15 protein-coding genes are annotated in these 14,152 nt (G+C 69.0%); 6 read left to right on the top strand and 9 right to left on the bottom strand.

All coding sequences use genetic code 11. From position 1 onward, the window contains the following. Nucleotides 1-104: 104 nt before the first annotated feature. Together ABIE65_RS12200 and ABIE65_RS12195 are read right to left on the bottom strand one after the other, a co-directional pair. Nucleotides 105-875: a DsbA family protein gene (locus tag ABIE65_RS12200; RefSeq protein ID WP_354077988.1), complete on the bottom strand. Its 771-nt coding sequence runs from the start codon at nucleotides 873-875 to the stop codon at nucleotides 105-107. A 100-nt stretch (nucleotides 876-975) separates the two neighbouring features. Then, entirely contained in the window at nucleotides 976-2,304 is a 1,329-nt protein-coding gene (locus ABIE65_RS12195) for a M48 family metalloprotease (RefSeq protein WP_354077987.1), read from the bottom strand. Nucleotides 2,305-2,314: 10 nt separating this feature from the next. On the opposite strand from ABIE65_RS12195, the gene ABIE65_RS12190 reads away from it, so the two are divergent. From ABIE65_RS12190 to ABIE65_RS12180, 3 genes are all read left to right on the top strand, one after another. Continuing rightward, a complete protein-coding gene (locus tag ABIE65_RS12190) occupies nucleotides 2,315-3,940 on the top strand; it encodes a gamma-glutamyltransferase (protein ID WP_354077986.1) in 1,626 nt (541 codons plus the stop codon). Between the two features lie 3 nt (nucleotides 3,941-3,943). Beyond that, nucleotides 3,944-5,092 carry a pyridoxal phosphate-dependent aminotransferase gene (locus ABIE65_RS12185; RefSeq protein WP_354077985.1) on the top strand — a complete coding sequence of 383 codons (1,149 nt, stop codon included), beginning with the start codon at nucleotides 3,944-3,946 and terminating at the stop codon, nucleotides 5,090-5,092. 68 nt (nucleotides 5,093-5,160) lie between these two features. Beyond that, entirely contained in the window at nucleotides 5,161-5,430 is a 270-nt protein-coding gene (locus tag ABIE65_RS12180; RefSeq protein WP_354077983.1) for a hypothetical protein, read from the top strand. 19 nt (nucleotides 5,431-5,449) lie between these two features. On the opposite strand, the gene fliW is transcribed toward ABIE65_RS12180, so the two are convergent. From fliW to ABIE65_RS12150, 6 genes are all read right to left on the bottom strand, one after another. Next, entirely contained in the window at nucleotides 5,450-5,869 is a 420-nt protein-coding gene (gene fliW, locus ABIE65_RS12175; RefSeq protein WP_354077982.1) for a flagellar assembly protein FliW, read from the bottom strand. Between the two features lie 123 nt (nucleotides 5,870-5,992). Beyond that, nucleotides 5,993-6,910 carry a flagellin gene (locus tag ABIE65_RS12170; RefSeq protein WP_354077981.1) on the bottom strand — a complete coding sequence of 306 codons (918 nt, stop codon included), beginning with the start codon at nucleotides 6,908-6,910 and terminating at the stop codon, nucleotides 5,993-5,995. Between the two features lie 11 nt (nucleotides 6,911-6,921). Further along, the gene (gene flgK / locus ABIE65_RS12165) at nucleotides 6,922-8,724 is read right to left on the bottom strand and encodes a flagellar hook-associated protein FlgK (RefSeq protein WP_354077980.1); all 1,803 of its coding nucleotides are present in this window, start codon (nucleotides 8,722-8,724) and stop codon (nucleotides 6,922-6,924) included. A 38-nt stretch (nucleotides 8,725-8,762) separates the two neighbouring features. Beyond that, entirely contained in the window at nucleotides 8,763-9,197 is a 435-nt protein-coding gene (locus tag ABIE65_RS12160) for a hypothetical protein (RefSeq protein WP_354077979.1), read from the bottom strand. Further along, the gene (locus ABIE65_RS12155; protein WP_354077978.1) at nucleotides 9,194-9,514 is read right to left on the bottom strand and encodes a rod-binding protein; all 321 of its coding nucleotides are present in this window, start codon (nucleotides 9,512-9,514) and stop codon (nucleotides 9,194-9,196) included. The genes ABIE65_RS12160 and ABIE65_RS12155 overlap by 4 nt, the downstream gene beginning before the upstream one ends. Further along, nucleotides 9,514-10,671 (bottom strand): flagellar basal body P-ring protein FlgI, encoded by a 1,158-nt coding sequence (locus tag ABIE65_RS12150; protein WP_354077977.1) that lies wholly within the window; start codon nucleotides 10,669-10,671, stop codon nucleotides 9,514-9,516. Before ABIE65_RS12150 ends, ABIE65_RS12155 begins: the two co-directional genes overlap by 1 nt. 217 nt (nucleotides 10,672-10,888) lie before the next feature. Here ABIE65_RS12150 and ABIE65_RS12145 point away from each other — a divergent pair, with 217 nt between their 5' ends. Together ABIE65_RS12145 and dksA are read left to right on the top strand one after the other, a co-directional pair. After that, nucleotides 10,889-11,302: a flagellar assembly protein FliX gene (locus ABIE65_RS12145; protein ID WP_354077975.1), complete on the top strand. Its 414-nt coding sequence runs from the start codon at nucleotides 10,889-10,891 to the stop codon at nucleotides 11,300-11,302. 110 nt (nucleotides 11,303-11,412) lie between these two features. Then, nucleotides 11,413-11,829, top strand: a complete 417-nt coding sequence (dksA, locus tag ABIE65_RS12140) for an RNA polymerase-binding protein DksA (protein ID WP_354077974.1) — start codon at nucleotides 11,413-11,415, stop codon at nucleotides 11,827-11,829. Between the two features lie 36 nt (nucleotides 11,830-11,865). Here the strand turns inward: dksA and ABIE65_RS12135 are convergent, their stop codons facing one another. After that, the gene (locus tag ABIE65_RS12135) at nucleotides 11,866-12,630 is read right to left on the bottom strand and encodes an SDR family NAD(P)-dependent oxidoreductase (RefSeq protein ID WP_354077973.1); all 765 of its coding nucleotides are present in this window, start codon (nucleotides 12,628-12,630) and stop codon (nucleotides 11,866-11,868) included. Nucleotides 12,631-12,748: 118 nt separating this feature from the next. Here ABIE65_RS12135 and ABIE65_RS12130 point away from each other — a divergent pair, with 118 nt between their 5' ends. After that, complete coding sequence (locus tag ABIE65_RS12130; RefSeq protein WP_354077972.1) at nucleotides 12,749-13,972, top strand: tetratricopeptide repeat protein; 1,224 nt, start codon at nucleotides 12,749-12,751, stop codon at nucleotides 13,970-13,972. The last annotated feature ends 180 nt before the right edge of the window (nucleotides 13,973-14,152 follow it).

The raw sequence follows: 14,152 nt of genomic DNA, 5'->3' as shown, positions 1-14,152 counted from the left end.
AGACGGCCAACTCCCTCCGCGCCGTTCGAGTGCGCGCCCACCTTTGGCGGAGGGCGGCGCAGGTGTCAACATCGTGAACCGCAGAATCGTGCGGTGCGCGACCGTCAGCTGTTGCCCTTGCGTGCGCTGGCCAGCATGTCCCGCAGCGTGCTGCGGCTCACGGCGCCGGGGGTGATTCCGTTGCGGGTGATGAATGCCGGGGTTCCACGGATGTTCAGCGCGTCGGCCAGTTCCATGTTCCGGCGCAGCGTCGCGTCGACGTCCGGGTGCTGCATGTCGGCACGCAGCTTCTCCATGTCGAGGCCTTCGCCCTCGGCGATCGCGTAGATCGCCTCCGCGTCGAGTTCGCCGCGGTGGTTCATGAGCGCGTCGTGGACCTGGGCGTAGCGGTCCTGCATCTTCGCAGCCAGCGCGACGCGAGAGGCGATGATCGACTCGGGGCCGAGGATCGGGAACTCCTTCATCACGATCCGGACCTTCGGGTCCTCCTCGATGAGGGCGTTGATCTCGGGCGTCATCCGCTTGCAGTAGCCGCAGCGATAGTCGAAGAACTCGACCAGGGTCACGTCGCCCTGGGGGTTGCCGATGACCGGGTCGGTCTCGATGCCGCCGATCTCGTCCCACATCGCGGCGATGCTCTCGTTGCGCTTCTCCGCCTCGAGTTGCTCCTCGCGCGCCTGAAACGCGCGGATCGCATCGATCACGAGATCCGGCTTCTCCGCGAGATAGGCCTGGACGATGCCGCGTACGTCCGCCTCGGTAAGTGCGGGCGGCGTCGGCTCGGGGGCTGGCGTCGTCAGCCACGTCGCGCCGACGGCGCCTCCGAGCGCGACGACGGCTCCCCCCAGGAATGCGACGGCTGTAACGACGCGCATAGACGCGAACTCCTCGATTGTCATGGGCCGGCATGTTGTGGACCGGCGGTGGCGGGCTATTGGCCCGCTTCGGCGATGGCGGTTTTGATCGGCGGTCTCGCTATTTCGGCCGCCGATCGGCGGCGCGCTTCAGATCGTCGGCGCGGAGCCATTGCGGCGACCCTTCGGGCAGGGTGCGCCGCGCCCGTTCCGCCTGAAAGCGTGCCTCCTCGCGCGCCCCACGCAGCATGGCGGATTCCGCGAGCGCGAGCGAGGCATTCGGGATGTCGCCGTTGCGGCCATAGGCGATGCCCAGCAGGCGCCAAGCGCCGGCGTTCTGCGGCTCGAGCCGGACGACCTCGCCCAACTGCCGTTCCGCCTCCTCGAACCGCGCGCTGTCGCCCAATTCGATGAGCGCCCGCGACAGTTCGAGCCGTATCAGCGCGGAATCGGGCCGGAGCTGTGCCGCCCGCTCGTAGGAGGGCACCGCCTCGGCGGCGCGGCCGTTCTCGAACAGCATCTGGCCGCGCAGTTCGTGGAAATAGGGGTCGTTCGGATGCTCGGCGATCAGGGCGTCGATCTCCGGGACGGCCTGCTTCAGGTCCGCGGCGCGATAGTGGGCGATCGCGCGTGCGTACCGCGCTGCCAACGACGTGTCGCTCGCCGGGTACTTTCGCAGGGTCGTCGTCGGCGCATTGAGGAAGCCGTCCAGCTTGGCGATCATGCGCGCATGATAGCCGTAGAAGGCTTCGGGGTACCGCGCGTCGCGGTAGGGGGAGCGGACGGCGTGTTCCCTGGCGGAGGCGACGCGCTCCCGCGTGATCGGATGGCTGCGGAGGTACGGGTCCTGCATCGTGCTCGACAGGAGTTCCTGATCTGCCAGCACTCCGAGAAACTCCACGAGCCCCTGCGACGACCATTGCGTCTGATCGAGGAAGCGCAGCGCGGCATGGTCCGCCGCCGACTCCTGGGCGCGGCTGTACTGCAGGAAATTGCGCATCGCCATGCTGGTGCCGCCGGCGGCGATCGCGGTGCCGAGGCCGCCCTCGCCGCTCGCCACCGCGGCGGCGGCGCCCAACACCGCCGCCAGCACCGACTGAATCGACGCGTTCTCCATCTCGTCGCGCACGCGGACCAGATGGCCGCCGGCGATGTGGCCGGTTTCATGGGCGATCACGCCGATGAGCTGGCCGGGCTCGCTGGTCCGCTGGATGAGCCCCGTGTTGAGAAAGAGGTTCAACCCGCCAGCGACGAAGGCGTTGAGGCTCGCGTCGTTGACGAGATGGATGTCGACATCGTTCGGCGCGAGACCGGCTGCCTCGAAGATTGGCGTCGCATAGGTGCGAATGATAGTTTCGATCTCGGCGTCGCGGACCAGCCCCACCCTCTGCTGGGCCTGCGCCGTCCCGCTGAAGCCGACCAACAGGGCCGCCAGAAGGGCCGCCCTCATCAGAGAATGGATGCGTTTGAGCAAGAGCCCCTTCCCGTCGGTACACGCCGCACGGTCGGTCCACACGCTAGGTAAGGGCCGGTCCAGGGTCCGTCAATGCAGCCTCGCCGCGCTGGCCCTGCTGCTGTCCGGGTGTGCCGCCGCCAACATGGGCGGCGAGGACGAGATCCCCTTCGCCGGCGTCGCCGCCGACGAGCCACGCGCCGCCCAAGTCGCGCGCAACGTGCTCGCCCAGGGCGGCAGCGCCGCCGACGCCGCAGTTGCGCTCTATTTCGCGCTGACGGTCACGCGACCCTCGCAGGCGAGCCTCGGCGCCGGCGGGACCTGCCTGGCCTGGGACGCGCGCGATCCCACCATCAGGGCGATCAACTTCAAGCAGCCGCCATCGGCGACCGGACAGCCGGAGGTGGCTCCGCCGGGCGCGCCCCGCGCCATGGCGGTGCTGCACGGGCTGCACGGCCGCCAGCGATGGAGCCAAGTGGTGGCGCCGGCGGAGGCGCTGGCGCGCTTCGGCCACCGCGTCTCGCGTGCCTTCGCCACCGATCTCGCCGAAGCCGACCCGCGCCTGTTCGCTTCGGGCGGCATGGGCGTGTTCGCGCCCGGCGGGCAGGTGCTGGGCGAGGGGGCCGAACTGGTGCAGCCCGACCTCGCGGCGACGCTCACGACAATCCGGACGGACGGGGCGACCGCACTGCACGACGGTCCCGTCGCCGACCGGCTGCTGTCGGGAATCGCCCGGTTCGGCGGGAGGCTCGACCGGACGGAACTGGCGTCCTTCGCACCGCGCGTCGACGAGCCCATCGTGAAGCGTCTGGGATCGACGCGGGTGGCGTTCACGCCCTGGTTCGAGACCCAGGGCCCCTATCAGGCGCTGCTGTGGGAAGCGATGGCGCGCCGGAGCTTCAGCGGGACGGGCGAAGGCGAACGGCCGCACCTCGTGGCGGAGGCCGCCGGCCGGGCGCACGGCGCCTTGGCGGCGGCGATGGCTTCCAGCGAGCCGGTGGCCGGATGGGCCAGCGAAAGCCAGGCGGCCGAGCTGATGGCCGGATACCGGCCGGACCGGCACACGGCGCCGTCCGCCGCGGTAGCCGCGAGCCGTCGGGGCGGTCCGGCCGGGACCGGGTTCGTCGTAGCCGACGGGCGGGGCGGCGGTGTCGCCTGCGGCCTGACCATGGGGCGCCCGTTCGGCGCGGGCCGCGTCGCCGAAGGGACGGGCGTCATCCCGGCGATCCCCTCGGACGCGGCAGTCGACGACGATGCCCTTTCGCCGATGCTCGCGATGAATCCGAACTCGAACGTCCTCTTCTTCCTGGGTGCCGGTTCCGGGCCAGGTGCCGCCACCGCCATCGTGGAGGTCGCCGCGCGCGTTCTTGCCGCCGAACAGCCGCTGGGCGACGCGATGGCTGCGGCGCGGGTCGAGCATCGCGGCGTGCCGGACGCGACATTCGTCGAGCCGGCGGCCGTCGATGCGGTGCGGACGGGGCTCGAGGGGCGCGGCCATCGCGTCGAGCGGTTGCCGGCACCGTCGGTGCTGAATGCGGTGTCGTGCCCGGAAGGCCTGCCGCGCAGTCCGGACAGTTGCGTCCTGGCGGCCGACAAGCGCGGCTTCGGACTCGACGCCGTCGTGAGGCGGTAGGCGATGGCCCTGAAGATCGCGCGGCGCGGCGGCGTCGACCCCTTCATCGTCATGGAGGTCATGCGTGCCGCGAACGAGCGCGTCGCCGCCGGCGGCGACGTGCTCCACATGGAAGTCGGACAGCCGAGTAGCGGGGCGCCGCAGGGCGCCATCGCCGCCCTGAAGTCGGCGCTCGACTCTGGCCCGCTCGGCTATACCGAGGCGATGGGGACGCCCGCCCTGCGCCGGCGCATCGCGCGGCATTATGCCGACGTTTACGGGGTTTCGGTGCCGTGGGAGCGTATCGCGGCGACCACCGGATCGTCGGCCGCATTCCTGCTCTCCTTCCTTGCCGCCTTCGACCCGGGCGACAGGGTGGTTCTGACCGACCCCAGCTATCCCTGCTACCGCAACATCCTCGGCGCGCTGGGCATCGAGGTGGTGCATGTCCCGGTCGGGCCGGACACGCGCTTCCAGCCGACGCCGGCTGTGCTGGACAGCATTGGCGGCGAGATCGCGGGGCTGGTAGTGGCGAGCCCCTCCAATCCGACGGGCTCGATGATCCGGCCCGCCGAACTGGCCGACCTGACGCGCTACTGCGACGGCCGCGGAATCCGCCTGATCTCGGACGAGATCTATCACGGCATCACTTACGGCACCGAGGCGGCCACGGCTCTCGCCACCACCGGCGATGCAATCGTCATCAACAGCTTCTCGAAATATTTTTCGATGACCGGCTGGCGGATCGGCTGGATGGTGCTGCCCGACTCCATGGTCGAGACGGTCGAGCGGCTGTCGCAGAACCTCTTCATCTCGCCGCCGAGCCTGGCCCAGGTCGGCGCGCTGGCGGCTTTCGAGTGCAGTGCCGAACTCGATGCGAACGTGGCGCGCTACGCGCGCAACCGGGACATCCTGCTGGAGGCCCTGCCGAAGGCCGGAATCGGCAGCTTCGCGCCGCCCGACGGGGCGTTCTATCTCTATGCCGACATCGGCCACCTGACGAACGACAGCAGGGCCTTCTGTGCGCGCATGCTCGCGGAGACGGGCGTGGCGGCGACTCCGGGAATCGATTTCGACGGCGGCCGCGGGGCGCGGTTCATGCGCTTCTCCTTCGCCGGGGCGACGGAGGACATGGCCGAGGCCGCCCGGCGGATCGGCGACTGGCTGCGTTAGAGCGTCGCCCACCATCGCAGAGCCGGGGGAGCGATCCCATATCACTCCGCATGAACGGAGCGAACGACATGCGGAAGCAGACGGACTGGGGCCTCGTCGCCGGCAAGGCGGTCGGCTTCGTGATCTTGGGCGTGATCGGTATCGGCGCAGCCTTCCTGCTGGCCGGCTTCACGCTCTTCGCGCTCGTCTTCCTCGCCGGGCTGGCGACACTCGGTGCGCTGGGCTTCGTCGTGGCGGCGGTCACGGGGCGCCTGCGCGGGAGCAGCCGGCGGGACAGCCTGATCATCGACGCCGACTACAGCGTGATCGACGACCGCCGCCCGCGGCAGCACCGGTGACAGGCTCCGCCGCTCCCGCTCAGAGCGGGTGGCGGACGGAATAGCCGTTGTTCGAGAGGACGCACTGGCGGGCTGTCCGGCGGCCGGTGTCGACGACGATGGGCGCGCGCAGGTTGACCGTCATAGTGCGCTTGGCACTCTCCGAGCGCACTGTCACGATCAGCAGGAATGCTGCGTCCTCCGCCCGTGCGCCGAGCATCGCGCAGGCCTCGTCGCGATCGGCGGGCGCGATCGGCCCGTCCTCCGCCATCGGCAGCACGATGAAGGAGACCGACGGGTCCTCCATCGACTGCAGGATCATGAAGCGCGCGAGCCGGGCGTTCGGGATCGGCGCGAGCGCGAAGTCGTGCAGACTGTCGAAGCCGAGGATTCCGCCCGGAATGCGCAGGATGCCCGCATCGTCGACCGAGACGGGGCCGAACGGCGTGGTGATCTCCATGCGTTGCATCTCCGTGCTTGCCATGGGGAAGCCGGCGGGAGGCGGCGCTGCGAGGGGCGAGGTTGCTGTCATGAGCTGCATGCCTGTTTGTCCCGATGATGCCTTCGAGGAACGAAGGAGCGGTTAACGGAGGAAGTCGACGAGGGAGACGCTCTGCAGCCGCGCCAGCGAGGCGTAGGAGGCTTCCAGCGTCGCCTGATGGCTGCTCAGCCGCGTGACGGCCTCGGTGACGTCGACATTCTCGATGTCGCCGATGGCGCCTTCGGCATAGAGCAGGAACTCGTCGTGCTGGTTGTTGGCCAGTTCGAGGGTCGAACGGCTGCTGCCGATGCGGCTGCGGACGTCTGGGATGGCGGAGATGGCCTCGTTGGCGAGGTCGAGCGCCTCGTTGAGCCGGGTGCGGGCCGCGTCGATGTCGCTGGTGTCGATCGTCGCGACGATCTGCAGTGCCTGCACGAGCTTGTCGAACCCAGCCTCGTCGGCGGTGACGCCGTAGCGCAGGCTCGATGATTCGCCGGTTCTCACCGTGATCGTCTCATCGTCGCCCGCGTAATAGAGTTCGCTGGCGGTGCCGGTGAACACGCCGTCGTCGGGGAGCGTCGAGAAGTCGACGGGCGGCGTGTCGGTGCGGCTGCCGGCGAAGAGATAGCGGCCGTCGAGCTGGGTGTTCAGGTAGTTCGCGACCTGCCCGAGCATCGCGGCACCTTCCTCGTTGAGCGCCAGCGCAGTGGCGTTCTCGTCCTGGGTGGCATTGACGAGGAGCGTGCGCAGGTTGGTGGCGACGTCCATGGCGCCGGCGACGCTGGTCTCCATCTTCTGGAGCCGCATGTCCGCGACCTTGTTGCCCGCCATGTACTGGGTGACGCGCGCGTGCTCGGACTTCAGGCTGAGCAGCCGCGCCGAGTCCTGCGCGATACCCATGTAGCGCTCGGACTTCTTCCCGGTCGAGACCTGCACCTGCGCATCCATGATGCGGCTCTGCGTCTGCTGGAGCAGGGCGAGCGACAGGTTCTGCGACGAGAGGTTCGCGACGCGGTTCATGGCTCAGATCCTCAACGCAGGTTGTTCAGGAGATCGAGCATCTCCGAGACGACGCTGATGACGCGGGCGGATGCGGCATAGGCGTTCTGGGCGGCGACGAGGTTCGCCATCTCCTCGTCGACACTCACGCCGCTGACGCTCGCCGCCCGGTTCGAGAGGTCGGCCTGCACCGCCAGCTGATAGTCCATGCGGTTCGAGGCGCCTGCGGCCTGCTGGGCGTTCGCCGAGATGATCTGGGTCGCATACTCCGCGACGGTGCCGGAGAAGGCGGGCAGGCCGCCGATGGATCCGAACGCCACCTTCGTGTCGAGCGCCGCCGCGATCCCGGCCAGCGTGTCGGTGGCTCCCGTCGTGAGGCCGACCGTCACGCCGGCCTGCGGCGCCGGGGTCACGCCGGTCTCGAGCCGGCCGCGGGCGACTGCGGAGGGATTCTCGACGATGTCCTCGCGGACGGCGATCATGCCGGACAGTCCGGTGCGCGGGTCGCTGGGCGACCGGCCGGGCGTCACGAACATGTCGTTCAGCCCGAGGAAGTTCGACAGGCCGCGATACTCGCGCGTCGCGCCGTCGACGGTGTGCGTCACCGTCGCGTCGGTCGCGGTGCCGGCGAGATCGACCACCGATACGCCGAGGCCGCTGGCGGCCGTCAGCGAGAAGCCACCGCCATCGACGGCGGTCGCGGTGACCGAGCCCCCGAACTGGCCGTTCACCGCGTCGCGCAGCTGGGCGATCGTGTAGCTGCCTGCGGGCAGGTCGGTATAGGCCTGGATCACGCCCGCTTCGTCGACGGCGGCGATGCGCACCGGCGAGGAGATCGTGATCTGCTCGGCATCCACGTCGGCGAAAGTGCGGGTGCCCTCGAGTTCGGCGGGCGCGGGGATGGCGGTGCCGCGGTTGTGGGCGAGGTTGACCTGGTCGCGGACCTTCTCGGCCAGCGCATCCATCTGCGACTGCAGCCCGGGCAGCGTCTTGTCGCGCAGTTCGACCAGCGCGGTCAGCTTACCAGACTGCAGCGAGGCGCCGACCGGCTTGCCGTCGAGCATGATGGCGTCGAAGGTCGTGTCGACCCCCACGGCGCTCGCCGGGGCGTAGGAGAGCAGGTGAGCGGAGCCGTCGACCAGAGGCTTGCCGCTCTTGGTGTAGAGGACGACTTCGCCGCTCTCGCGGGTGAAGGATTGCACGTCGACATATTCGGCGGCGGCGGCAAGGGCCGCATCGCGCTTGTCGAGAAGTTCGTTCGGGCTCTCGCCGAGCGCCTGGCGATGGACGATCTGCTTGTTGAGGTCGGCGATCATCTGCAGCTGCTCGTTGACCGCCTTTACGCCCTGGTCGATGTCGCGTTCGACATCCTGGCGCATCGACTGGATCGAACCGCTGGCGTCGGTCATGGCCAGGGCGAAGCTCTGTGCCGCCTGGACCAGGTTCAGCCGCTGCGCCGCACTCTCGGGTTCGTTGGCCAGCGCCCCGATGCTGGTCGCGAGTTCGGTCAGGCGCGACGTCAGCGAGGTGTCGTTCGCCAGCGACCCGAACATGTCCTGGGTGCGTGACAGATAGTCGCTGCGCACCGTCTCGGCGCCGACCGCCGCGTTCTGGGTCCGAATCTCACGAACGAGGAAATCGTCGACCGTCCGGCTGATCGCCGCCGTCCCGACGCCGCTGCCGACGCCGCCGGTCGTCAGGGCCTCGCGCTGCACGACCTGACGCGAATACCCCACCGTGCTCGCGTTCGCGACGTTCTGCGACGCGACCTCGATCGCCTTCTGATTGACGCGAAGGCCGGTCAGTGCGGTACCGAGCGTGACGTTGAGGGACATGGGAGCGTTTCCGCGGTCGGTCGGCGGTCAGGACGGGATCAGAGACGCTGATCGACGGCGATCGACACCGCCTCGCGGCGCGCCAGCGTCGCCGGGCGGAGCGTCTCGGCATAGCCGCGGGTGCGCGCCTTCTCGGCGGTCGCGGCCCTCACGACCGTCTCCATCAGGCGGTTGTTGACGTCGCGCGCGGCGGCGATGGCTATGGCGTTCTGGCCGGCTGCCCGCTGCAGACGCTTCGTCGCCTCGACCAGTTCCTCGCGCAGTGCCGGGACGACGCTGGCATAGAGGGCCGGCTGGCGCCGGAGGTCGGCCATGGTGGACGCATAGGCGTCGACCAGTTGACCCTTCTCGGTCTGCAGTGCCGCCACACCCAGGATGCGGCCCTGCTTCAGCATCTCCGCCTCGCGACCCATCAGGTCGACCAGACGGCTGGTCACGACGATCAGTTCGCCGACGATGCCCTTGTTGCTCATGTGCTGCTTCCTTCCTGCATCTTGAGGATCTGCTGCATGACCTGACTGGCCACGCCGATGCCGCCGCTCTTGGCGATGGCGCGGCCGTATTCTTCGTTGAGCATCGAGCGGTACATGTCGCCCGCCTGCCCGCCGCCGAACATCGCGTCTTCCTTGATGCCGGCGAACATGTGCGAAACCATCTGGCTGACGAAGACGGCCTCGAAGTCTTCCGCCGACTTGCGGGCCGCCTCGGGGCCCGCGTTGGCGGCGGTCCCGGGCATCTTCGGCTGCGAGAGGCGGAGCGAGGCGATGTCGCCGGCGAAGGTCGCGTCCATCAGATCACCTCGATCTCGGCCTGCAGCGCGCCGGCGGCCTTGATGGTCTGGAGGATCGTGATCATGTCGCGCGGCCCGATGCCGAGGGCGTTGAGGCCGTCCACCAGTTCCTGCAGGCTGACGCCCTCGTTCAGGACGGTGAGCTTGCGGTCCGCGTCCTCGTCGACCTGGACGTCTGTGCGCGGCACGATGGCCGTCTGACCCTGCCCGAAGGGCTGAGGCTGCGAAACCTGCGGCGTCTCTGTGATGCGGATCGTCAGGTTGCCCTGGGCGATGGCGACGGTGCTGATCCGCACGTTTTCGCCCATGACGATGATTCCCGAGCGCTCGTCGATCACCACCTTGGCCACCTGGTCCGGCGTCACGCGGAGCTGCTCGACCATCGTCAGCATCTCGACGTTGCGACCGCGGTACTGGGGCGGAATGGTGAGCTGCACCGTGCCCGGGTCGAGCGGCAGGGCGATGTCGCCGCCGAAGGCCGCGTTGATCGCCTGGCCGATGCGCTGGGCCGTGGTGAAGTCGGGGTTGCGCAGCGCCAGCTTCAGCGATGTCAGTTCTTGGAGGTCGAAGTCGAGCTCACGCTCGATGATCGCGCCGTTTGAGATGCGTCCGCTGGTCGGAACGCCCTTGCTGACCGAGCCCGCGGCGCCCTTGGCCTCGAAGCCGCTCACGGCCACCTGGCCCTGGGCGACGGCATAGACCTCGCTGTCCGCGCCGAGCAGGGGTGTGACCAGAAGCGTGCCGCCGAGGAGGCTGGACGCGTCGCCGAGGGCGCTGACGTTGACGTCGATGCGGCTGCCCTGGCGGGAGAAGGGGGGCAGCACGGCGGTGACCATCACCGCGGCGATGTTCTTGGCGTCGAGCGAGTTGTCGCGGGTATTGACGCCGAGACGCGCCAGCATGCCGATCAGCGTCTCCTTGGTGAACACCGCATTCTTCAGACGGTCCCCCGACCCCTTGAGGCCGACCACCAGGCCGTAGCCGACGAGCATGTTGTCCCGCACGCCCTCGACATCGGCGATGTCCTTGATGCGCGACTGCGCCGTCGCTGGGGACAGCGGGGCCACCAGCACGGCGAACGCCAGCGCCAGCCGCAGCACCGCACCGAGGACGGTGCGGGTGGAGGATGGGTGGGTCATGTTCGACGAGGGGGCCATTCGGCAATCCTGGACGCATCGGGTCATGTGACGACGACCCGAGTGCGATTGCCGTGCCAGCGGAAAAACGGCTGAATTCCGCCACTCCTAGCGGCGGCGAACATGCCGCCCGGCAGAAACTACCTGCCCACTCGGAACATGCTGCCGTGCTTAACCCGAGATTAACCGCGGGGGCGCAACTTGACGGCATGGCGAACCCGATCCACGCTCAGCGCTCATGAAGATCGAGTCCAGCGCTCCGACGACCGCGGTCCACAACAGGGCCGGCCGCCCCGGCGAGCAACGTTCGTCGGGCAGCTTCGCGACGCATCTCGGCACCTCTGCGCCACGCAGTGCGGCCGGTGCGTCGCCGGTCAGCCCGCTGGGAGCGCTGCTCGCGCTTCAGGAAGTCGACGACCCGCTCACGGGGAAGCGCCGCGCCCGCGAGCGCGGCCGTCGCCTGCTCGACACCCTCGACGAGGTTCGCGTCGGGCTTCTGACGGGAACCCTGCCGAAGGCGGTGCTGGGTGAACTCGCCCGCCTGGTGGCCGAGGCACGCGAGTCGATCGACGATCCCGGCCTGCAGAGCGTCCTCGACGACATCGACCTTCGGGCACAGGTGGAACTCGCGAAGCTGCAGATGCAGGCATAAAGGCTTAATCGGGCAGCGTTTTTCTGCTTCTTTATCGTCGTTGACCGGACCACCGCCGTCCCTATACTCCCGGCCGAAAAAGCCACTGCCGGATCGGTAGGGAGTCGGAGATGCGGGTAACCCTTCCCCACGACTACAAACCTTCGGATGCGGAGCCGTTCATGAACGCGCTCCAGCAGGAATATTTCAGGCAGAAGCTACTGCGTTGGCGCGATCAGCTCGTTCGCGAATCGACCGAGACCCTCAGCCATCTGCAGCAGGAGAGCCTGAACGAGCCCGATATAACCGACCGCGCTTCCCTGGAGACGGACAGGGCGCTGGAACTCAGGACGAGAGACCGGGCGCGCAAGCTGATCTCCAAGATCGACGAGGCACTGAAGCGAATCGAGGACGGTTCCTACGGCTTCTGCGAGGAGACCGCCCAGCCGATCGGGCTGAAGCGGCTCGAAGCGCGGCCGATCGCCACGCTCAGCATCGAGGCGCAGGAACGCCACGAGCGCCAGGAGCGGCAGTACCGCGACGATTGAGGACGGAGAGGGTCGGCAGCGCCGGCCCTTTTTTCGTCAGCCTTGGATCGAGAAGCCGCCGTCGACCGGAATCGCCGTGCCGGTGACGAAGTCCGATGCCGGCGACGCCAGGAACACCGCGATGCCGGCATGGTCCTCCGGCAGGCCCCAGCGGCCGGCCGGCGTGCGGTCGAGCACCCGCTGGTGCAGGCCGTCGACGTCTTCGCGCGCCCGGCGCGTGAGGGCGGTGTCGATCCACCCGGGCAGGACCGAGTTCACCTGGATGTTGTCCTTGGCCCATGCGGCGGCCAGCGCCTTGGTGAGTTGGACGATGCCGCCCTTGCTGGATGCGTAGGGCGCGGCGAAGGATGCGCCGAAGATCGACATCATCGACCCGATGTTGATGATCTTGCCGCCGCCGGCCGCGAGCATGGCCGGGTAGGCCGCCTGGGCGCAGACGAAGGCGCTGGTGAGGTTCGTCTGCAGGACGGTGTGCCACTCCTCCAGCGAATATTCCTGCGGCTGCTTGCGGATGTTGGTGCCGGCATTGTTCACGAGGATATCGAGGCGGCCGAAGCGCTCGGTCGCGGCGTCGATCATCGCCCGGCAGGATTCAGGCTTCAGCACGTCGACCTCGACGGCGACGGCCTTGCCGCCAGCCTGCTCGATCTCGCGCACCGCCCCGGCGCTCTTCTCGCGATCGCGGCCGGCGACGAGGATGATGGCCCCGGCGTCGGCCATGCCGCGCGCCATCCCGAGGCCGATGCCGCCGTTTCCGCCCGTGACGATCGCCACGCGCCCGGTGAGGTCGAAGAGTTTCATGTGGGCGTCTCCCGGTTGATCGACCGCCGCGGCCGTTGCAGGCTCGACTGTGCCGGCATCGCAGCCGGCAGGCAACGCCCCTGCTCGGCAGGCGGGCGTGCAGGAGAGGAAGGGCATCTTGGACAGACCGCCGCCACCCGCACCGCCGGCAGAGTTCCGCGCCGCGTTCGACGCGTTCCGGGCCGGCCGGTTCGAACAAGCCGAACGGCTCTGCCGCGCAATGCTCCCGACATGGCCGCGCGAGGCCGCCGTCCGGCGTCTGCTGGCGATGGCGTGTCAGGCGGGCGGTAATGCGAAGGATGCGCTTCGCGAATTCGCCACTGCGACAGAACTGGCGCCGGGGGACGCCGACGCCTGGGCCGACTTCGGACAGTGCCTGTTGCAGGGCGGTGAGATCGATGCGGCCGTGACGAGCCTGCGCCGCGCACTCGACCTGATGCCGCAGCACGTGGTGGCACGGCACAGTCTGGGCTTGGCACTGGCGTCTCGCGGCGACCTCGCAGAGGCGGAGGTATCGTTTCGGCAGGCGGTCGACGCGGAGCCCGGGCTCGGCGGAGCGTGGCATCATCTGGCGCAGATCGTCTTCGAGACCGATCCGGCCGCCGCGGAGAAGTTGATGGACCGGGCCGTGCGGCTGATGCCCGGCTACGGGCCCTCGGGCATGCATCATGCGGCCCTTTTGACGGAACTGGGCCGGGTGGACGAGGCGCGGCGCGTGTCGGCGGCGACGCTGGCGCGGGATCCGCGGCAGGCCGGCACGGTCGAGAGCCACGCCTACCTCCGAGAGAAGGCCGCGGACGCGCCGCGCTTCGGCAGCAGGTTCTCGCTGCTGGACCATGCCCTGGCACAGGCGCCGGCGGGCGGCGCGTTTCTGGAGTTCGGCATCCGCTGGGGGGTGTCCGCGCGTTATCTGGCGCATCGGGTCGATCATCTGCACGGCTTCGATTCCTTGCAGGGGCTTCCCGAGGAATGGGTCGCCGGCGAAGGGGCCGGCGCCTACAGCACCGCCGGGACCACACCGCCTTTGCCGGCCAACGTCACGCTGCATCCAGGCTGGTTCGAGGAGACGCTGCCGCGGTTCCTGGCGGAGGTCACCGGACCCGTCTCCTTCATTCACGTCGACTGCGACATCTACAGTTCGACGCGCACCGTCCTGGAAGGACTCGCGGGCCGGCTGCTGCCCGGCGCCGTGATCGTCTTCGACGAGTATCACTCCTATCCGGGATGGCGCGACCACGAGTACCGCGCCTTTCAGGAGTTCGTGGCCGACCGGGCCGTGACCTATCGATATCTCGGCTGGACGCTGTTCGGCCGGCAGGCGGCGGTCCGACTGGACGGGTAGATTCCGAGGGCGCATTGCAGTTTGCAACGCACTTCGCGGGGCCGGGCGGGCCGGAGGCCGTGCGGGATTGGCTAAATTTCTTCGGAAATGGCGGATTTCTGCGGCTTACGCTGCCGGCGGCCGCCCGAGCGCTTTGGTATTAAGGCATGGCACGCCGGTTGCGTTCTGGGGGTACGAGCC

Source organism: Constrictibacter sp. MBR-5 (assembly GCF_040549485.1).
Lineage (GTDB): Bacteria > Pseudomonadota > Alphaproteobacteria > JAJUGE01 > JAJUGE01 > Constrictibacter.
The sequence above is the reverse complement of the archived record's forward strand: the minus strand, read 5'-3'. Positions and strand labels throughout refer to the sequence as shown.